Source organism: Tessaracoccus antarcticus (assembly GCF_003688855.1).
GTDB classification, from domain to species: domain Bacteria; phylum Actinomycetota; class Actinomycetes; order Propionibacteriales; family Propionibacteriaceae; genus Arachnia; species Arachnia antarctica.
Genome location: NZ_REFW01000008.1, coordinates 15,532 through 34,013, shown reverse-complemented (window position 1 = coordinate 34,013; position 18,482 = coordinate 15,532). Strand labels below are relative to the sequence as shown.

Annotated in this window: 19 protein-coding genes; 9 read left to right on the top strand and 10 right to left on the bottom strand. The window is 65.5% G+C overall.

Going from position 1 to position 18,482, the window contains the following annotated elements; all coding sequences use genetic code 11:
• Nucleotides 1-36 precede the first annotated feature (36 nt).
• Nucleotides 37-714, top strand: a complete 678-nt coding sequence (locus EAX62_RS16325; protein ID WP_121902803.1) for a response regulator — start codon at nucleotides 37-39, stop codon at nucleotides 712-714.
• The gene (locus EAX62_RS16320) at nucleotides 711-1,982 is read left to right on the top strand and encodes a sensor histidine kinase (protein WP_158600718.1); all 1,272 of its coding nucleotides are present in this window, start codon (nucleotides 711-713) and stop codon (nucleotides 1,980-1,982) included. The genes EAX62_RS16325 and EAX62_RS16320 overlap by 4 nt, the downstream gene beginning before the upstream one ends.
• Nucleotides 1,983-2,208: 226 nt before the next feature.
• Here the strand turns inward: EAX62_RS16320 and EAX62_RS16315 are convergent, their stop codons facing one another.
• The gene (locus EAX62_RS16315) at nucleotides 2,209-3,549 is read right to left on the bottom strand and encodes a sensor histidine kinase (RefSeq protein WP_147454159.1); all 1,341 of its coding nucleotides are present in this window, start codon (nucleotides 3,547-3,549) and stop codon (nucleotides 2,209-2,211) included.
• Nucleotides 3,550-3,648: 99 nt separating this feature from the next.
• Entirely contained in the window at nucleotides 3,649-3,930 is a 282-nt protein-coding gene (locus EAX62_RS17000) for a hypothetical protein (protein WP_199711360.1), read from the bottom strand.
• Nucleotides 3,931-4,108: 178 nt separating this feature from the next.
• On the opposite strand from EAX62_RS17000, the gene EAX62_RS16995 reads away from it, so the two are divergent.
• From EAX62_RS16995 to EAX62_RS16295, 4 genes are read left to right on the top strand one after another with little or no spacing between them, the layout of a single operon-like run.
• The gene (locus EAX62_RS16995) at nucleotides 4,109-4,435 is read left to right on the top strand and encodes a hypothetical protein (RefSeq protein ID WP_199711359.1); all 327 of its coding nucleotides are present in this window, start codon (nucleotides 4,109-4,111) and stop codon (nucleotides 4,433-4,435) included.
• Nucleotides 4,399-5,139: an ABC transporter ATP-binding protein gene (locus EAX62_RS16305; protein ID WP_233558023.1), complete on the top strand. Its 741-nt coding sequence runs from the start codon at nucleotides 4,399-4,401 to the stop codon at nucleotides 5,137-5,139. The genes EAX62_RS16995 and EAX62_RS16305 overlap by 37 nt, the downstream gene beginning before the upstream one ends.
• Nucleotides 5,136-5,831: an ABC transporter ATP-binding protein gene (locus tag EAX62_RS16300; protein ID WP_199711358.1), complete on the top strand. Its 696-nt coding sequence runs from the start codon at nucleotides 5,136-5,138 to the stop codon at nucleotides 5,829-5,831. The genes EAX62_RS16305 and EAX62_RS16300 overlap by 4 nt, the downstream gene beginning before the upstream one ends.
• Nucleotides 5,832-5,836: 5 nt before the next feature.
• On the top strand, nucleotides 5,837-8,506 hold the full coding sequence (locus tag EAX62_RS16295; RefSeq protein WP_199711357.1) for an ABC transporter permease: 2,670 nt from the start codon (nucleotides 5,837-5,839) through the stop codon (nucleotides 8,504-8,506).
• Between the two features lie 32 nt (nucleotides 8,507-8,538).
• Here EAX62_RS16295 and EAX62_RS16290 read toward each other — a convergent pair whose 3' ends face one another.
• The 5 genes from EAX62_RS16290 to EAX62_RS16270 all read right to left on the bottom strand — a co-directional run bounded on the left by EAX62_RS16290 (nucleotide 8,539) and on the right by EAX62_RS16270 (nucleotide 12,580).
• The gene (locus tag EAX62_RS16290; RefSeq protein ID WP_121902797.1) at nucleotides 8,539-9,246 is read right to left on the bottom strand and encodes a response regulator transcription factor; all 708 of its coding nucleotides are present in this window, start codon (nucleotides 9,244-9,246) and stop codon (nucleotides 8,539-8,541) included.
• Nucleotides 9,247-9,445: 199 nt separating this feature from the next.
• On the bottom strand, nucleotides 9,446-10,045 hold the full coding sequence (locus EAX62_RS16285) for a CueP family metal-binding protein (protein WP_199711356.1): 600 nt from the start codon (nucleotides 10,043-10,045) through the stop codon (nucleotides 9,446-9,448).
• A 32-nt stretch (nucleotides 10,046-10,077) separates the two neighbouring features.
• Nucleotides 10,078-10,701, bottom strand: a complete 624-nt coding sequence (locus EAX62_RS16280) for a DUF305 domain-containing protein (RefSeq protein ID WP_121902796.1) — start codon at nucleotides 10,699-10,701, stop codon at nucleotides 10,078-10,080.
• 65 nt (nucleotides 10,702-10,766) lie between these two features.
• Nucleotides 10,767-11,885 (bottom strand): HAMP domain-containing sensor histidine kinase, encoded by a 1,119-nt coding sequence (locus tag EAX62_RS16275; RefSeq protein WP_121902795.1) that lies wholly within the window; start codon nucleotides 11,883-11,885, stop codon nucleotides 10,767-10,769.
• Nucleotides 11,882-12,580 (bottom strand): response regulator transcription factor, encoded by a 699-nt coding sequence (locus EAX62_RS16270; RefSeq protein ID WP_121902794.1) that lies wholly within the window; start codon nucleotides 12,578-12,580, stop codon nucleotides 11,882-11,884. Before EAX62_RS16270 ends, EAX62_RS16275 begins: the two co-directional genes overlap by 4 nt.
• A gap of 472 nt (nucleotides 12,581-13,052) precedes the next feature.
• Between EAX62_RS16270 and EAX62_RS16265 the strand changes: the two genes are divergently transcribed.
• Nucleotides 13,053-13,850, top strand: coding sequence for a DsbA family protein (locus EAX62_RS16265; protein WP_121902793.1), 798 nt, complete (start codon nucleotides 13,053-13,055; stop codon nucleotides 13,848-13,850).
• A gap of 580 nt (nucleotides 13,851-14,430) precedes the next feature.
• Here EAX62_RS16265 and EAX62_RS16260 read toward each other — a convergent pair.
• On the bottom strand, nucleotides 14,431-15,081 hold the full coding sequence (locus EAX62_RS16260) for a vitamin K epoxide reductase family protein (protein WP_121902792.1): 651 nt from the start codon (nucleotides 15,079-15,081) through the stop codon (nucleotides 14,431-14,433).
• A 422-nt stretch (nucleotides 15,082-15,503) separates the two neighbouring features.
• Here EAX62_RS16260 and efeU point away from each other — a divergent pair, with 422 nt between their 5' ends.
• The gene (gene efeU, locus EAX62_RS16255; RefSeq protein ID WP_121902791.1) at nucleotides 15,504-16,367 is read left to right on the top strand and encodes an iron uptake transporter permease EfeU; all 864 of its coding nucleotides are present in this window, start codon (nucleotides 15,504-15,506) and stop codon (nucleotides 16,365-16,367) included.
• Nucleotides 16,368-16,396: 29 nt separating this feature from the next.
• The gene (locus EAX62_RS16250) at nucleotides 16,397-16,792 is read left to right on the top strand and encodes a cupredoxin domain-containing protein (protein WP_121902790.1); all 396 of its coding nucleotides are present in this window, start codon (nucleotides 16,397-16,399) and stop codon (nucleotides 16,790-16,792) included.
• Nucleotides 16,793-16,837: 45 nt separating this feature from the next.
• Here EAX62_RS16250 and EAX62_RS16245 read toward each other — a convergent pair whose 3' ends face one another.
• Nucleotides 16,838-17,182, bottom strand: coding sequence for an ArsR/SmtB family transcription factor (locus EAX62_RS16245; RefSeq protein WP_121902789.1), 345 nt, complete (start codon nucleotides 17,180-17,182; stop codon nucleotides 16,838-16,840).
• A complete protein-coding gene (locus tag EAX62_RS16240) occupies nucleotides 17,179-18,417 on the bottom strand; it encodes an MFS transporter (RefSeq protein ID WP_121902788.1) in 1,239 nt (412 codons plus the stop codon). Before EAX62_RS16240 ends, EAX62_RS16245 begins: the two co-directional genes overlap by 4 nt.
• Nucleotides 18,418-18,482: the final 65 nt, after the last annotated feature.

Here is an 18,482-nt window from a genome sequence, read left to right as displayed (position 1 = left end):
CACACCACCCCGGGAGCAGTCGATGCGGCAACAACCATGAGGATTCTTCTCGTCGAGGATGATCTCATGGTTGGGGCCGCGCTCGTCGGACGTCTCGAGGACGACGCCTACGCCGTTGACTGGGTGCGCCGGGCCCAACCGGGGCTGGAGAGCATGCTGACCCATGCCTACGACGTGGTGCTGCTGGACCTTGGGCTGCCCGGACTCGACGGCGCCGGCTTCCTCGCCAAATTGCGCGGCCGCGGCGACGACACCCCCGTCCTTGTTGTCACCGCCCGCTCCGAGGTGGAATCAAGGATCACAGGCCTCGACCTGGGCGCTGACGACTACCTGGTAAAGCCTTTCGAGGCTGACGAGTTGATGGCGCGAATCCGCGCCGTCCTTCGCCGCAGGGGCGCCGACCACATGGATGCAGTCCTCTCCAACGGCCAGGTCAGCCTCGACGTGGCTTCCCACCGTGCATGGCTCGCCGACGGCGAGGAAGTCGCACTCTCCAGGCGCGAGTTCGCCGTCATCCGCGCCCTCATGACCCGACCAGGAATCATTCTGTCCCGTGAGGAACTGGAACACCGCGTCTACGGGTGGGGCAACGAAGTGGAGAGCAACGCCATCGACTACCTGATCCACCGGGTACGAGCCAAGCTCGGAGCCGACGCCGTACGCAACGTCCGCGGAGTCGGATGGACCGTGACCAGAGAAGACCGGAAGCCATGACCCGGCGCTCCCTGACCAGAAGAATGAGCCTGCTCGTGGCCCTTGTCACCATCGTCATGGCAAGCGCCGCTGGTGTCGGAGCATATGTCCAAGCGCTGCAGGGGGCAAGGAACCTGCAGGACGACGTTCTGGCCCAAGTGGCATCGATCGCCGCAGCAACAACCACGCCCGGTGCCATCCCCGTCGACGAGATCCCGCTCGGCGACACATCATCAGACATAGACGTCACTACGCTCGCAAAGGCCGCACTGCCCCGCTCAACCCCCAACGGCATCGGAACGGCCCAGATCGGCGGCCAGCCCAGGCGGATCTTTGTCGTCACCACCTCCACAGGCACCCGGGTGGTCGTGTCCCAATCCGTTGAGGTGCGTGATCAGATTGCCCGCACAACAGCCTTGGCCACGACCTTCCCCCTGCTGCTCCTCCTGCCCGCGCTCCTGCTGGCCATCTACCTGGTGGTCAGGAATGTCATGCGCCCCGTCAATGAGCTCGCGAAGCAGGTGAACAGCCGTGACGCCACCGACCTCAGCCCCCTGGATGTGCAGCAGGCTCCGGACGAGCTGCGGGGATTCATTATCGCCCTCAACTCGCAGTTCGACCGGGTTGATGCCGCCGTCACCCACGAAAGACTGTTCATAGCCGCAGCTGCCCACGAACTGCGCACCCCCCTGACTGCCATGTCGTTGCAGCTTGAGCGTGCAGCGATCGCGCCCGACAGTTCCCACGTGCGCGAGAGACTCGACGAACTCAAGGGGGGCATGGAGAGATCCCGACACCTGATCAACCAGTTGCTCGACCTCGCCCAGGCACAAGCCGGAACCACCGACCCCCGTCCTGAACAGACGCTGAAGACCATCGTGCGACACGTGGCCGGCGACATATTGCCACTCCTGGACGGCTCGCAGGTGGACCTTGACGTAGACCTCACCGACGCTGCCCATGAAAATCTCCCTGTGGCCGCCACCACTTCCATCCTTCGTAACCTCCTCGACAACGCCGTGCGGTACAGCGGAACCGGAACTCAGATCCGCCTCAGCGCCCACCTGGTGGCCGGGCGAGTGACCATCAGCATCGACGACAACGGCCCCGGCATCGCCTCCCCGGAGGCTGTCCTGCGACCTTTCGCTCGGGAGGCTGGGCAGGACACCCAAGGCAGCGGCCTCGGCCTGGCCATCGTGTCCGAACAGGTCCGCCACCTCCATGGCCGGCTTGAACTGCTACCCACCACCCGGTTCCCTCACGGCACCGAGGCCCGAATCACGCTGTAAGTGGCGCCACGGGCGCTTTTGGAACCCGTATCGCACCTCGACCTTGGGGTAGCACACATGCGTGTATTGATCTGCGTCACAGTGTGAGTTGGTCGAGGCTCGGTCCTTTGATCCAGGCGCGCGGAACCGGAATCGTGGGCGTTGGAAGGCCGTGCGTGGGCTTGGAAATCAATCATCCAGAATTGCTGCTGTTGGTCAAACACGTCGGACCTTGATGAATACCGACTCAGTCCTGCAAATACGGGCTCAGGATGATACTGACGCACGGAGCGTGGCCGGCGCCGGGTAGCACAAGTCGACCGGACTGCGCTTGTACCAGAGCCGCCGCCAGACCCAAACCCAAGCCGGCAGATGACTGCGAGCCGGTTTGTTCGTCGTCCGTCCTCGCGGCGAAACCCTGCCCCTCGTCGGTGACGTCGATGGCCACAGTTCCCACCGTCTCCCGTGCCCACACCCGTACGGTCCCTTGCCCGTGCTGCACGGCGTTGTCCACCAACACGTCCAGCGCGTGCCCGACAGCTGAGGTGGAGCCCACGACCGCTGGGAGGCCTTCGTCGAGGCCCACAACGAGGCGGCGCTCGTGAGCGGCGGCGATGGCGTTGTGCCGTTGACACACCTGCTCCAGCACGGCCGCCAGGTCCAGTGCGTGTCGTTCGTGGTCGTTCTCAGATCGCTCCCGTGTGAGGGATAGCAGTTCCTCGAGTTGGGTCCTTAGCGTTTGGACTTCATGGGCCGCCTCGCGAATGAGATCAGCCCGGTCGGGCTGTCCGGATCCACCCAGAGTGATGTCCGCCGAGTCGAGCAGGAGCTGCAGTCGCATCAGCGGTGTGCGCAACTGGTGCGAGGCGGCGGCGCCGAGGGCGCGTTCGCGGTGCAGGAGTTCACTCAACCGCATCGCCGTCGTGGTGAGTGCCTCGCCAACCTCATCCAGTTCCAGGATCCCGCTGGGCGGAGAGCAGCGAGACAAGTCGCCGTCGCCGATGGCAACAGCGGTGTCGCGCAACCGCTCGACGGAGTCGCCGAGTCTGGCGGCCGATCGTCGGGCCAAAGCCAGGGAAGCAGCGAGGGCCACCAGGCAGATGGAGACCAAGGCCGCCCAGGCCCCCAGTGTGCGCAGCCAGATGGGAGCTGCATCCGAGGAGACCCAGACGACACCCACCACGGTCGATCCATCAGTGACCGGCGCAGCCGCAATCACTGCCGGGCCGCTCAGCGCCAAGGTCCATGGCCCGCCCTGCGTGGCGACGACGCCCCCGGCAGCCCTCTTCGCCACCGGGTCTGCACCGTTCGGGCCGGTCCCGACGATGCGTTGGCCTTGGGGTCCGTAGAAGGCGAGGTCAATCTGGCTGGCTTGCCTGGGGAGCTCGGGCCGGTCCAGTGCGGTTGGGGGATCGACGGACAGCTTGGCCGCCGTCGTCACAGCGATCTGCTCCACCTCTTTGGCTTGGTCGTCGAAAACCAAGACCCTGATGGTCAGGGCGAGAGGGAGCCCCAGGCACAGCACCGCCACCACCGCCGTGCTCAGGGCAACCTCACGGACACGGAAGGCCAGATCTTTGGTGCGCACAACCACAGCTTGGCACGAGACCCCCATGCGACGGACGGTGTCCGCGATGCCCTTACCGTCCGTTAACCAACGGCTGGCCAAGGGCTGGCCTTGCGGCTTCTAGCGTCGGAGAAGTCGGATCCACACCGGGTCCGGATCAACCCGGTAGGAGCCCATCCCCATGAAGCGAACGACCACAATCCCACGGTCCCGGATATTCACGGCGAGCGTCGGGGTGCTCATGAGCGTCGCCGTACTGTCCGGGTGCTCCAACGCTGTCGACAACCCGGAACCCCCCACGTCAGCCATACCGGCGCCGGGCTCTGCCATCAGCCACTCACCCACGCCCAGCGAAACCCACGGGGCCCCAGCGTCACCCGCACCGACACAGAGCACATCCATCAGCCAACCACCCACAACCACCGGCAGCCCCGAAATCAATCCGCCCGGGGACATCCCGGACAATCAGGCATTCGTCCCATTCTCCCCGCAAGGACAGTCCTTCACGGTCTCGGTCCCTGAGGGGTGGGCACGCACGGGAGCTCCCACCCTGACCACCTTCACCGACAAGCTCAACTCGGTGACGATCGAGGCGAAGAAGGCCACGACGGCACCGACTCTCGCGAGTGTCACAAAGGCCGAAATGGCGCAGGTCCAGGCGTCGTCACCCGGCTACCAAGCGGGGGAAACGACCGAGGTCACGCGGAGCAGCGGTCCGGTGATCCTGACGACCTACAAGGCGGACTCGGCGCCAAACCCGGTCACAGGAAAATCCGTCCACGACGACGTACAGCGCTATGTCTATTACAAAGCAGGCACCGAGGTGGTCCTTACCCTTTCCGGGCCGGTGGGTGCCGACAACGTAGATCCGTGGAAGAAGATCACCGACAGTTTCTCCTGGTCATGATCACCTCTGGGCTACGGGCGGCGGACCCCGTGATGATCGCCGAGAATCTCTACCGCTTCTACCATGCTGGCGACGAGGAGGTTCTCGCGCTGCAGGGGGTCAGTCTCACTGTCAGCAAAGGTGAAGTGGTTGCCGTCGCCGGACCCTCCGGGTCCGGCAAGTCCACCCTCCTCGCCTGCCTGGGAGGTCTGGATGACCCGGACGGCGGCACCGTCCGCATCGACGGCACCCGGATGTCACGGCAGCCCGAAGCCATCAGGGCACGGCTTCGCCGGGAGGTCGTGGGCATCCTCTATCAGTCCTCAAACCTGCTGCCGCATCTGAGTGTGATCGACAATCTTGAGCTCGTTCGGCGGCTTGCAGGCAGCACCACTGGCATCGACCCGACCCAACTGCTGGATGAGCTTGGTATCGGTCACCGAGCACACGCCCTGCCGGCGCACCTCTCCGGCGGCGAGGCCGCCCGCGCGGGCGTGGCCGTGGCTGTGGTCAACGAGCCGCGCGTGCTTCTGGCCGACGAGCCCACCGGGGAGTTGGACTCCGGCAGTGAGAAACGTCTTCTGGCCCTGCTGCGACAACGCGCAACCGAAGGCCTCGCAGTGGTTGTCGCCTCGCACTCCCCGGTAGTGCTGCGTTGGGCTGACAGGGTTCTGCATCTCGCCGACGGCCGTCCGGTCCACGGGCTCACCAGGGAGGCATCGTGAATTCGCCGCTTGTTCAGGGCACCAAACTGGCGCGTCGCTTCGGCACAGGATCCACGGCATTCGTCGCCCTGCACGACACCGACCTGACCATCCATCAGGGCGCGCGCATCGCCCTGACCGGGCCCTCCGGCTCCGGCAAATCCACCGTGCTGCACTTGGTCGCAGGTCTGGACCGCCCCTCGTCCGGGATCCTGAGTTGGCCCGGGCTGGACAACCCAGAGCATCACCCAGGCCTGGTGGGCGTGGTCTTCCAGTCCCCCAGCCTGATCCCTGCCCTCGACGTCGTTGAGAACGTCGAACTGGTCTCCTTGATCGCGGGCGTCAGTCCCGTCCAGGCACGTGCACGGGCGACCGCCGCCCTGTCGATCTTGGGTCTGATGTCGCTGGCTGACCAACTGCCGGAAGAGCTGTCTGGTGGACAGGCCCAGCGCGTCGCAATCGCCAGGGTCCTCGCCGGGGAACCCCGCCTCATTCTGGCCGACGAACCCACAGGCCAGCTGGATCGCGACACCGCTGCTCACGTGTTGGACATCCTTGAAGCCGCCGCTGACTCCAGTGGGGCCGCTCTGGTGGTGGCCACGCATGACCCGGTCGTCGCCGACCGCTACCCACACCGCTGGTCCATCGAGGACGGGCGCCTCCGCACCGACGCTGCCGCCACGATCCACACCGCCCCCGAGCAGGACAGGTGACACCCATGCACCGATCACCCATCTCCACCCTGTGGCTACACGGCCTGGTTCGTCAACGACCCGGCCGGCTACTCGGGGTCACCGTCGGAATCGCGCTGGCAGTCGCACTGCTGGCCAGCCTCGGGTCGTTCCTGGTCATGTCGAAGGCCACCATGACGGATCGAGCCACATCCAGCGTCGCGGTGGATTGGCAGGTCCAAGCCGCACCGGAGGCGAGCAGCGCCGCCGTCGAGAAGGCGGTGGGGGCGCAGCCCGGTACGGTGAAGGCGCTGCCCGTATCCTTCGCCACCGTCGACGGCTTCTCCGCCAACACCGGCGGATCCCAGCAGAAGACCGGGGCCGGTCAGGTCATCGGCCTGCCCACTGATTACCGGTCCACCTTCCCGGCATCCCTGCGCACGTTGGTCGGCTCGGATGCAGGCGTCCTCCTGTCCCAGCAGACCGCGGCAAACCTGAGAGCTGCCGTCGGGGACACCGTCACCATCCTCATTGCTGGCACCCCTGTGAACGTCACGGTCAACGGCGTGGTAGACCTTCCCCAGGCGGACTCCTTTTTCCAGAAGGTGGGGGCTCCACCGCAGTCCCAGCCCGTCGCCCCTCCGGACAACGTGATTCTGCTACCCGCCTCCGTCTTCGACAAGATCATTGGCCCGGCCGTCGCGTCCGGAAACAACCCGGTCATTCACCAGGTCCACGCCATCCGCTCTCACGAACTACCGCCCGACCCGTCGGTGGCCTACGCCCAGGAAGCTGGTGCCGCCCGCAACATGGAGGTCACCCTTGCGGGCGCAGGACAGGTCGGCGACAACCTGGGCGCCACCCTGGACGCGGCCCGGCAGGACTCCCTCTACGCCCAAATCCTGTTCCTGTTCCTCGGGTTGCCCGGGGCCGTGCTGGCCAGCCTGCTCACCGTCTCGGTGGCGCGTGCCGGTGCGACCCGTCGCCGCCAGGACCAGGCCCTGCTTCGCACACGTGGCGCCACACGCAAACAGGTGCTCTGGCTGGCCTTCGCCGAAGCCGGCACTGCAGCCGGTGTCGGCGCAACGCTCGGCCTGGGGATAGCCTGGCTGCTTTCCACGACTCCACTCGGAGGCAACACCTCAAGCCCATCCATGACGTTCGGCTGGGTTCTGGGAGCCGCCGCTCTTGCCGTCCTACTGGCAGGGCTGAGCATTGTCCTACCAGCCCGCCGAGATCTGACCGACCAAGCGATCACCGCCTCCAGGATGAGCGTCCGGCGCCAGGACCGGGCACCCCTGTGGGCCCGGTGGGGTCTGGACTTTCTGGTCCTGGCAGTCTCCGGCGCCGTCTTCTGGGTCACCAGCCGCAGTGGCTACACCCTGGTGCTGGTCCCCGAGGGGGTGCCGACACTGTCCGTGAGCTACTGGGCGTTCGCCGGGCCCGCCCTTCTCTGGCTTGGCTGCGCCCTGCTCACGTGGCGACTGACTGACCTCCTCCTGCGTCGAGGCACGCGCATCCTGACGACGTTGGCGCGCCCACTGGCCGGAACCCTGGCTGGACCCGTGGTGGCCACACTGCGACGACAGCGGCGGCTCGTCGCCGGCACCGTGGTCATGCTCACTCTCGCCGTTGCCTTCGCGGCGTCGACCGCTTCGTTCAACGCGACCTACCGGCACCAGGCCGAGGTGGACGCCGTACTTACCAACGGCGCTGACGTGGCGGTGACCGAGTCACCGGGGGCGGCGGTCGGCCCCGACCAGGCCCAGAAGATCGCCGAGGTACCCGGCGTCCGCGCCGTCGAACCTCTCCAGCATCGCTACGCCTACGTGGGCGCTGACCTGCAGGATCTCTACGGTGTGCGGCCGGGCACGGTCGCGAAGGCAACCGCGTTGCAGGACGCCTACTTTCGGGGTGGCACCACGAATCAGTTGATGGCCACCCTCGCTGCCCGCCCCGATTCGATCCTGGTCTCGGAAGAGACGGTCAAGGATTTCCAACTGCAGCCCGGGGACCAGCTGTCCCTTCGCCTACAGGACGGCCGCACCAAGGCATACACAAATGTCCTGTTCCACTACGCCGGCATCGTTCGGGAGTTCCCGACCGCCCCCCGGGACAGCTTCCTCGTCGCGAACGCCGACTACGTGGCACAGCAGACCGGCAGTGACGCTGTTGGAGCGTTTCTGGTGAACACCGGCGGGACGAACACCGGCGCAGTGGCGGCCGGGGTGTCCGGAGTTGTCGGGCCGACGGCGAAGGTGTCCGAGATTGGCACCAGTCGCGCAGCCATCGGCTCCAGCCTGACCTCCGTCGATCTGGCCGGCCTCACCCGGATCGAGCTGGGGTTCGCAGGACTACTGGCTGCCGCAGCCAGCGGCCTGCTCCTGGCCCTGGGGTTCGCAGAGCGACGGCGCACGTTCGCGATCGCTGTCGCGCTGGGAGCGAGACCCGGCCAGCTGGCTGGATTTCTGGTGGCTGAGGCCACAGTTGTGCTGGTCGCCGGGATCACCTTCGGGGCTGCAATCGGCAGCCTGCTGACCGGGATGCTTGTCAAGGTCCTCACCGGTGTCTTCGACCCACCGCCCGCGGCGGTCTCGGTTCCGTGGGGCTATCTGGCCGCTGTGGCTGCCGTGGTCCTTGGTCTGGTACTGGTTGTGGTCGCCGGGATGATGCGCCGTTTGCGGACCGTCGACGTGACGGCCCTGCGTGAGCTGTGACGACCCGTGCAGCATCCGGGCACAGCATTGCGTCACGGATCCAGTCGATACCCGAAACCGCGCAGTGCAGTAATGGTCGGAGCCACGACCCGCGTTTGCTGCGCCGCCTCAGCAAGGACCCGGCGCAGTGCGGCAATGTGGACATCGAGTGTTTTGGTCGACCCGAACCAGTTCACATCCCACACGTCATCCATCAACGTCTCGCGACGCACAGCCTCCCCACAGTCGTCAGCGAGGCGAACAAGCAGGTCGTACTCCCTTGATCGCAGCTTCAGCTCCTTCGATCCGAGGTTTACCCGACGCGCCGCAAGGTCGAGTCCCAGTTCACCCACGCGAAGGAACGAGTCACCACGCCCCAAGGCAGCCGATGATCGTCGCAGATGCGCCTGAACACGGGCCGTCAGCTCCGCCAGGCGTACCGGCTTGACCAAGTAATCATCGGCGCCTGCGTCCAGCCCAACCAGAACATCGATCTCCTCACCACGTGCAGTGAGGATCACAATGACAATCTCGGCCTGGGCGTTGCGCCACTCACGGACCAGTTCAGTTCCGTCGCCATCCGGGAGCCCGAGGTCGATCATGACCAAATCAAACTGATCGTGCGTTGTTGCACGCGCCTCTGCAAGGTTTTGCGCCCAAGTGACTGCGAGGCCCTTGGCCTGCAACTCCGAGCGCAACAACGACCCGATCCGGACGTCGTCTTCCACCAGCAGCAGTCGGCTTCCTTTGAGTGTTTCCACCCGACCGCCCTTTCTGTCTGTCCCCGACCATTTTGCGGGCGATGCGCTGAGGACAACCTGAGAAGCCACCGACCACTGCGAGACACGCCCGACGGACCGGCGGGCAACGTCTTTGACATGCCTGCCGACGTGATGCGTTTCGTCGACCGAACCTCGTCAACGCTACGCGCATGGACGTGGGACCGAGTGTCGACCGCAGTCAGACCATCTGCAGTGTGGTGACGCAGGTGGCGCCTTCCTTGTCGGAGGAGAACGCCACCTCGCCCGTCCTGCCGTCCTTGGTGACTGTCACAGTGCCCTTGATGTCCTTCGGGATCCAGACCGCCACGAACCCGTTGGCATACGTGGTGGCTTCCTTGTCCACGAGCGTCGTGCCGTCCTCGGACACGACCGTGATGTGGACGTCGGTCTGGGCCAGCTCGCCCTGGCAGGTGCCCAGGTTGTGGAAGTAGCAGTCGTGGGTGCCGTTCTCGTAGGGCGCCACCGAGAGGTAGAACTCGTCCCCGCCGAGTGGCAGGGAGGCCTGCGTAGTGCCGTCGTCAAGCATCACCTCGTCGTAGCGGACGGATGCCCTCAAGGGAAGCGGGCGGGCGGACGGATCCTGGTCGAGCGCTTCGACGACCTCGCGTGGGCTCTTGCCCGCGAGTCCGTGGGCCGACAGGAGAGCCTCGGCATCTCCAGTCACCGCCTGGGTCGCGGTCGCCACCGGCGCCGACTGGGTCGCGGCGGAGCACCCGGCAAGGCCTCCCAGTGCGAGCAGGGACACAGCAGTCAGGAGGGCGGTGCGTGCGCGGTTCATTGTTTTCAAGTCCTTGCGTGGTCGTTGCATGGTCACAGGTCTTGCAGGAGTTGCTGCATCTGCTGAATCTCGGTCTTCTGGGCGTCGATGATGCGTTGCGCGAGATCGAGGGCTTCGGGGTTGCTGCCGTCCCTCAGTTGTTCCTCTGCCATCACGACGGCGCCCTCATGGTGAGCAATCATGGCCGTGAGGAACTGGTTGTCAAAGTCAGCGCCGGTCCCCTTCCGCAGCTCGGTCATGACCTGCTCCTGGGACATCCCGTTCATGTCCATGCCCCCATGGTCCATACCGGCGTGGTCGCTGGCCTGCAGCGGCTCACCCCACGCCGTCAGCCAGCTCTCCATCAGCTGGATCTCCGGCAGCTGGGCCGCCTCGATCGTCGCAGCGACGTCCTTCACATCCGGCGACGTGGCCTGCTGAGCGGCCAACTCCGACATCTCCAGGGCTCCCTGGTGATGAACCGTCATCATCTGCGCGAACGTGACGTCGGCGTCATTGTGCTCAGCGGCCACGCCGGGATCAGAAGGTGCGGCGACCGCGGTCGACGGGGCGCTGGTGGTTGCCTCCGGGGAGGCAGTTGTGGCGGCGCATCCGGCCAGGCTGATGGCGAGCAGGGTGCCGCCGAGCACGGCGGCGACACGGGTGGGTGACTTCACAAGGATTCCTCCGGAGCGGATGACTGGGTGTTCCCCAGCATGCCCACCCCTGCGTCGGCTCCTTGTCAGGAACGGTGAAGGTTTGGTGAAGAAGGCAGGGACAGGGTGAAGGTGGCGCCTCGTCCGGGGCCTTGGCTGGCTGCCTGGAGGTCGCCGTCGTGGGCTCGGGCGACGGCGTGCGCGATGGCGAGTCCCACACCCGTGCCGGAGCCGTCGGTGCGGGGCCGTGCGGGGTCGGCGCGGTAGAAGCGCTCCATGACATGGGGCAGTGCCTCCGGGGCGATGCCCTCGCCGTCGTCAACCACCTCAATCGCGACGTGCCCACGGGAATGGGAGCTCCGGATCTCGACGTGCCCCCCGGCCGGGGTGTGCCGCAGCGCGTTGGCCAAGAGGTTGTCCATTGCTTGTCCGATGCGGGCCCGGTCCGCGTGAAGTGCAATGTCCGGCCCGGCAGTGTGAATCAGCGTCACGCCTGCCTCCTCGAAGCGCTGTCTCCACTGGCTGGCAGAGGCCTCGACCACATCCCAGATGCTGGTGACCTCCGTGGACAGGCGTAGACGACCCTCTTCTGCGGCGCTGACGTCACGAATATCCGAGGCGAGCCGCGCTAGCCGAGCGGATTGCGCCCGCAGCGTGGCATAGGTGTCGGGGCCGGGCGCGAGCACGCCATCCTCGAGGGCCTCCAGTGTAACGTCGATGGTGGCGATCGGGGTCCGGAGTTCGTGCGCAACGTCGGTGAGCAGTGTCCGACGTCGGGCTTCGGTTGTCTGGATCTGGGCGGCCATGCCGTTGAAGGCGTCGGCCACGCGCTCCAGTTCCGGGCTTGACCCTGCGAGCTGCACCGGCTGATCGTAGCGGCCTGCAGACACGCGTACCGCGCCCCTGCTGAGCGCGTCCAGCCATTTCCCGAGGCGACGTGTGGTGACCAGACTCACCAGCAGGGCTCCGGCGGCGGCCACGAGGAGCCCGACCCCGATGGACTGCAACCCGGCTGAGTAGAAGGCTTCCTGCGCATGTTCCAGCACGTCGGGCTGACCGCCGTGACCTGCCCGGCGCATGTGATCGTTGAACACCGCCGGCCCCACCAGCGCCGCCACGACGACAATGCTCACTGTCATTCCCAGCACCACCAGCGTCTGGCCCACCAGCAGCCGGCGCGCGAGGGACCCTCGGCCCTGTCTCATGACCCCTGCCCCATGCGGTACCCGTGCCCCCGGACGGTGACGACGTAGCGAGGATCAGTCGCCGAGTCGCCCAGCTTCCGGCGCAAGTTGCCGATGTGCACGTCGACGAGGTGCTCATCGCCCACCCAGTGGCTGCCCCAGACTGAATCGATGAGCTGACGCCGGGAAAAAGCCATCGAGGGTCGGGCTGACAGTGCCTCCAAGACGTCGAACTCGGTCGGTGTCAGCTCGACTGCGCAATCCCCCAACAACACCTGTCGCGCCACAGGGTCGACCAGGAGCAAACCGAACGTCCGGCTGACCCCTGCCGTGGTCCCCCGCGGGCGTCGCAGCTGCGTCCTGACCCGTGCTACGAGCTCCCGGACGCTGAAGGGCTTCGTCATGTAGTCGTCGGCCCCCACCGACAGTCCCGTCAGGGTGTCCTCCTCATCGGCTCTCGCCGTGAGCATGATGACGTAGCAATCCGAGAACACGCGCAACTGGCGGCACACTTCCAAGCCATCCAGCCCGGGGAGTCCAAGGTCCAGCACCACCACGTCAGGCGACCACTCCCGCACCGCCGAGACCGCCCTGGAACCCTCATGCACTGCGCGCGCGTCGAATCCGGCTCGCAGCAGGTAGTTCACCACCACGCCTGCAAGCACGAGTTCGTCCTCCACGACCAGAACGCGAGGAGGAGTGGGGTCGTTGTTCATGAGTTCATTCTTGCCGAACGCGACAAGGAGCCGGGGCGCACCACACCACGAAGACCCGTACTCTCGACCACCCTGTCTCCATTCCCGGGTGCTTGTTGCGCAGCGGCACGCACCCGGGCTCGGCGATGCCGTGGCCCGAATCTGGTCTCCCTCCTCAAGGTTCGGTGAAGAACGGGAGCTGGCACCACACAGGCCTGGAGCCAGGATTGTGCTCCTTGAACCGCTTGTCATGCCGTATTTGCCCCGCATCCTAGTAACTGGCTGAGGCATGAATACGTCCCTGGCGGGCGTTGCCACCGGAGAGTCGGACTCACAACGCGAACCTAAACTGACGCGAGCTGTCGCGCACCATGGCGACGGCAATCTCCAGCCCGGCTTGCGTGAAGTGGACCGGAGAATCGATCCAGCACAGCGCGTGCTGAGTCCAGTCACTTGGACTCAGACCTGACGCTGCCCCGTGAGGAGTTTCCAGATGGCGAACACGTCCAGCATGAGCAGGCGAGAAGTCCTTCGTCAACAACAGGAGAGGGAGGAGGAGACAGCGAAACGCAACCGCCGGATTCTTTTCGCGGCACTGACAGCCGTGGCCCTGGTCGTCGTCGCCATCGGGGCGGTGGTGATCGTCCAGGCTCTCGGGGACAAGCAGGCCAGCAGCGCCAATCAGCAGACGCCTCCCAACGCCACCGAACGGGGTGGTTTCATGATCAACAGCCAAGGGGCTGAGCCTGCCGGCGACATACCACACCTGATCGTCTACGAGGACTACCAATGTCCTGCGTGCGCAAGCCGGGAGGCGGCCTTTGGTGCCGCGACTCTGGAACTGATCGACAAGGGCGACATCACGGTGGAGATCCGCACCGCCTTCTTCCTCGACAACATGCTGCGCAATGACTCCTCCGAGCGTGCAGCCATGGCCGCTGCTGCCGCAGACGCGGTCGGTAAGTACCGGGAGTACCACGCCGTGATCTACAAGAACCAACCCACTCAAGAGGGCGTCGGCTACACCGACCAGCAACTTCGTGTGGACTTCCCCACCCAAGCCGGCATCACAGGAGAGGACCTCACCAAGTTCCAAGAACTCTACGACTCCGGGGCGTTCAGGGACTTCGTGAAGGTCGGCGACACAACCTTCCGCGACGAGGGCATCACTGGCACCCCCACCTACATGGTGGGTTCCACCAAACTGGAGTTCGCCACCGCACAGGGAGACATCCTCATACAGCCGATGGCAAAGGACCTGCTGCGCGCCATCACCGAAGCCAACAAGTAATCCACTGACCCCTCCGGCAGACGGGCCTCCACTACGGGGGGCCCGTCTTCTCCGTCTCCCGCGCTGCCACTCGTCGAGACTGACTCGTAAACTGTGTTTCTGGCAATTTAAATGCGTGGATTTCTGCTGTCGGCCAGCGGTCAGCTGGTGCATCACCTGCCGCGAAGTGGGCCCTCACCGCTATGGCACGTGAGGCATCGAACATCACCGAGGGCGCATTAAATTGCAGGTTCTGGCCCACGAGCTCCGGACCCCGCTGACGTCAGCGGGTCCACGTCAAGGAGATACTCATCACTGCCGAGTCCTCCGCTGCCTAGTCCTTCCAGGAGCACGGCGTGACCTTGACCTGAGCCAGCCCGCCTGACTGCTGAGCGGTTCTACCGCATCGACTCAGGCCGCTCCAGGCCTGTTGGCGGCAGCGGCATCGGGCTGGCCATGACGCGGGCACTCGTCGAGGCGGCACGGAGGCCACATCCACGCGGCCAGCGCCAGAGTTCCACCATCACCATCCCGCTACCCGGGAACCAACCACTGGGCACCCGGCACCAACTGAACCCGACGACACGTCGACTACCTCAGCTCAGGCAAACAGTCTGGGGCCCCACTTGACGATCTCGATCAGTGCAATGGCCGTCAACCACACCACCAGCGAAATGGTCAGCCAGCCGCCGCGAACGAAGGCCAACGCTCTGAGGTGTTGGCGCGGGGAGAGGAATAAGTTGTTCTCCAGAATGTTCCACTGCGTCATCGAGACGAAGACAAACGTGGTGGACACGGTGACCAGCAAACACCACGGGCACAGCGCGCCGATCACGAACGTCGACTGGAAGAGCAGCCAGTAGGCAAAGATCACACCCAACAGGTAAACCACGTTCGCGGTGAACATGAACCAGCGCGGGAACCTGACCCCCGCCAAGGACGCCACCGCGACCGTCATGACCACCGGCTCGGAGATCAGCCCCAAGAAGGCGTTGGGGAAGCCGAAGATGCTGGCTTGCCAGGTGGAGCCCACCTTCACACAATCCAGAATCGGGTTGATAGAGCAGCTCAGGACAACATCGGGATTCTTGGCGATCAGGATCGCATCCCAGGACAAGACGAAAGAGGCGACAAGACTGAGCGTCGCAAAAATCAGCATCTCGCCGAACAGCCACCGCCGTGAGCGATGCGAGGGAGTCGACGCCGGTTCGATGACCTCTTCTTGAGCAGTGGCCGTACCGATGTCCTGCATTCATTTCCTCTCCATGAAGCGGCACTTTGGCCCCGAGCGGATGTACACCCCACACCCGATGAGCAGCCAGTTTCCAGCCCGCGAACAGTCTTGGCGCCAACCCGCGCACTGGGAGGATGTCGCGAACCCCGAGCCACTCGGACCGCTTCGCGACCTTGAGAATATCAAGACGAAATCGCGGAGTGGCGGCGTCATCATGAAGATTCAGTCAAGGAGACCCCTGACCCCCAATGACCGCGCCAACCGCCCGCGCGACTACGGATGCGCGCGGTCTCTCAAGCGACGCAGGCCTCGGATCCGGCAGGAACGCCGCAACAAGGCTGGGCCCACGTTCTGAGATGCAGCAGTCCCCTGCTTGCACAAACTACACGACACAGGTGTACTTGTTAGGTAAGGCATGCCTAAGACATTAGGGAGGCGACGTGTTCGCGAATTACCTGATCGGTCTGCGTGAAGGCCTGGAAGCCAGCCTCATGGTGGTGATCCTCAGCGCGTATCTGGTCCGCAGTGGACGTCGGGCCCTCCTCTCCCGGGTTTGGGTGGGTGTCGCTGGCGCCGTTGTCGTGTCGCTCGCCCTCGGGGCACTCCTGACATGGGGGCCCCGACGGTTGACCTTCCATTCACAGGAGGCCATCGGCGGGATCCTGTCGATCGCCGCGGTCGCCTTCGTGACGTGGATGGTGTTCTGGATGGCCAGCCATGCCAGAGGGCTCTCCGCCGAGTTGCGGGGCAGGCTCGATGTTGCAGCCGAGGCAGGTGGACTTGGCCTGGTGATCGTCGCGTTCCTGGCAGTTGGCCGCGAAGGACTCGAGACCGCCCTGTTCCTCTGGGCGGCCACGCAGGCAGCTGCCGGATCAGCCGGATCCACCGTCGCACCTCTCATCGGCGCGCTGTTGGGGATCTTGACATCAGTCGCCATGGGTTTCGCCTTCTACAAGGGCTTCCTCCGGATCAACCTCTCGAAGTTCTTCACCTGGACAGGGGTGATCCTGATCATTGTGGCCGGGGGTGTGCTTGCCTACGGGGTCCATGATCTGCAGGAGGCGGGCATCCTGCCCGGCCTCAACAACCTGGCGTTCGACGTCAGCGCCGCCATTCCGCCGTCCTCCTGGTACGGCACGCTCCTGAAGGGCGTCTTCAACTTCTCGCCGGCCACCACCTGGTTGGAGGCGATCATCTGGACCCTGTACGTGGTGCCGACGCTCATCCTCTTCGTCCGTCACATCCACCGGCCCGCATCCGCCTCTGCCGGCGTGGCTCGCGTGCCATCCCCCGCCACCGCCTGACATCCCAGCTACAACGCAAGGACCCTTCCATGAAGACACCCCTGTTTGCCCTCGCCTGCTCCGCCTTTGCCCTGACGCTCAGCGCCTGTGGTCTGACTGAAACCACCACCCCTGTCAGCTCTGGTGGGAACGGGGAGATCAGCGTCTCCTCCACCAGTGACGCCTGCACCCTGTCCGCCACCGAGGCCAGTTCAGGAACGCTGACATTCCGGGTGAAGAACGAGGGCACCGAGGCCACTGAGTTCTACCTGTACGCATCCGACGGGCTGCGCACCGTCGGCGAGGTCGAGAATATCGGGCCCGGGCTGACTCGCGACCTCGTCGTGCAGGTCATCGCCGGGGACTACGTCACTGCCTGCAAGCCCGGCATGGTGGGCCAGGGCATCCGCAATACGTTCACGGTTACCGAGCCGGTATCACCCTGAACGACGCACCCTTCGGCAGCCGACAGCCAGCCCCTGCGTCGATGTTCATCGGTGGTGTGGCGGCGCGTCGTAGAGGACGTGTTCGGTGTGCTGGAGGACGTTGGCAACCAGCGCTGCGACGTGTTCGTCGGGCTGACCGTAATAGATGGTGGTGCCGTCCCGGCGAGCCACCACGAGGCCGCCGGTGCGCAGCTTCGCCAGGTGCTGGGACACAGCAGGGCCGGGCCGGTTCAGGGCTTCAGCAATGGCGGTGACGGACATCTCGCTGCCCTCCAGCATGGCCAGAATCGCCAATCGCGTCCGGTCCGCGAGCAGACGCAGGACATCGACGGCGACATCGAGGTCAGCATCGCGCGGGGTCCCTTGCCGTGGTGTGGCGACGAATGTCATGACCCCACCTTGCCACGCTCGCCCACCGGGGTCCTCTGCCACAGCCACGCCGCCAGCAGCGTGGCAGAACCCGCGACACCGGCCAGCGCGAGGGCGGTGCCGCTGAGGCTGATCCCACCCAGCCACCCCGCCACGGGGTAGGTGACCAACCAGCAGGCGTGAGAGAGGGAGAACTGGGCCGCGAACGCTGCCGCCAGGTCACGGGATTCGACGCCGCGTCGGATCAGTCGACCCACAGGGGTCTCGACAGCGGCCCAGCCGATACCCACCAGGATCCACAACCCGGCGATCGCCACGAGGCCCGCAGTGGATGTCGGCGCGGACAGGGCGACGGGGATCATTGCCGTGGCCAGTGTCAGGAGCACCGCACCACCGATCATCACCCACCGCTCCGACCATCGTCGCAACACACGCGGCAGCGCGATCGCAGCACTCATGGACCCTGCACCGTTGGCGGCCAGCAGCAGCGCGACAACAGCACCGCCCTGCCCAAAGGTGCTGCGGGCGATCACGACGGTCTGGACCAGGACGAACGCCCCGGCCGCGGCCACCACCAGGTTCAGCGCCAGGACGGGACGCAACCCCGGGGTCTGCAGGAACAACACGATGCCGTGACGTGCCCGCTGACCGAACGGCATCTCGGGCGCCCCGTCCCCAGGTGTGTCGCGTAGAGGTATCACTGTGGACACCACGAGCGCCGCGGAGCCGGCGAACCCGATGGCGGTTCCGAAGAACAACGCCGTTGAGGGCACCACCAGCAGCAGCGCCGCCGCGAGCATCGGGGACAGGACCGCCTCCAGGTCATAAGCCAGTCGGGACAGCGACAGGGCTGACGTGTAGTCCTCCTCCTCGGGCAGGATGTCCGGGATCACGGACTGGAACGTGGGGGTGAACGTGGCCGAAGCGGCCTGCATGACAAAGATCAACGCGTACACCTGCCACACCTGCCCGACGAACGGCAACGACGCTGCCACCACCAACCGCACCAGGTCCGCACCCACCATCACCGCGCGGCGCGGCAACCGCACCACGGCCGCGGCCGCCAACGGGGCGACGAAGACGTAGGCCACCATCTTGACAGCCAGGGCCGTCCCCAGGACACCCCCCGCGTTCCCCGGATCGAGTTGGTAGGCCAGCAGCCCCAGGGCCACCGTCGCCAGGCCGGTCCCCGACAACGCAACTATCTGGGCGAGGAAGAGGCGACGATAGGCCGGGTGGATCAGGACACGGAGCATGTGTCCACGATCTCCTATACTTGCAGAGTTGCGCAAGTAGGCATCAACCTGGATGGAAGTGGCGC

What these genes read in the sequence shown, in the direction of transcription:
- EAX62_RS16325 (WP_121902803.1), top strand. Translation starts at nt 37, where the DNA reads ATGAGGATTCTTCTCGTCGAGGATGATCTCATGGTTGGGGCCGCGCTC.
- EAX62_RS16320 (WP_158600718.1), top strand. Translation starts at nt 711, where the DNA reads ATGACCCGGCGCTCCCTGACCAGAAGAATGAGCCTGCTCGTGGCCCTT.
- EAX62_RS17000 (WP_199711360.1), bottom strand. Translation starts at nt 3,930, where the DNA reads ATGGATGTGCTCTGTGTCGGTGCGGGTGACGCTGGGGCCCCGTGGGTT.
- EAX62_RS16295 (WP_199711357.1), top strand. Translation starts at nt 5,837, where the DNA reads ATGCACCGATCACCCATCTCCACCCTGTGGCTACACGGCCTGGTTCGT.
- EAX62_RS16285 (WP_199711356.1), bottom strand. Translation starts at nt 10,045, where the DNA reads ATGAACCGCGCACGCACCGCCCTCCTGACTGCTGTGTCCCTGCTCGCA.
- EAX62_RS16275 (WP_121902795.1), bottom strand. Translation starts at nt 11,885, where the DNA reads ATGAGACAGGGCCGAGGGTCCCTCGCGCGCCGGCTGCTGGTGGGCCAG.
- EAX62_RS16270 (WP_121902794.1), bottom strand. Translation starts at nt 12,580, where the DNA reads ATGAACAACGACCCCACTCCTCCTCGCGTTCTGGTCGTGGAGGACGAA.
- EAX62_RS16265 (WP_121902793.1), top strand. Translation starts at nt 13,053, where the DNA reads ATGGCGAACACGTCCAGCATGAGCAGGCGAGAAGTCCTTCGTCAACAA.
- EAX62_RS16260 (WP_121902792.1), bottom strand. Translation starts at nt 15,081, where the DNA reads ATGCAGGACATCGGTACGGCCACTGCTCAAGAAGAGGTCATCGAACCG.
- EAX62_RS16250 (WP_121902790.1), top strand. Translation starts at nt 16,397, where the DNA reads ATGAAGACACCCCTGTTTGCCCTCGCCTGCTCCGCCTTTGCCCTGACG.
- EAX62_RS16245 (WP_121902789.1), bottom strand. Translation starts at nt 17,182, where the DNA reads ATGACATTCGTCGCCACACCACGGCAAGGGACCCCGCGCGATGCTGAC.
- EAX62_RS16240 (WP_121902788.1), bottom strand. Translation starts at nt 18,417, where the DNA reads ATGCTCCGTGTCCTGATCCACCCGGCCTATCGTCGCCTCTTCCTCGCC.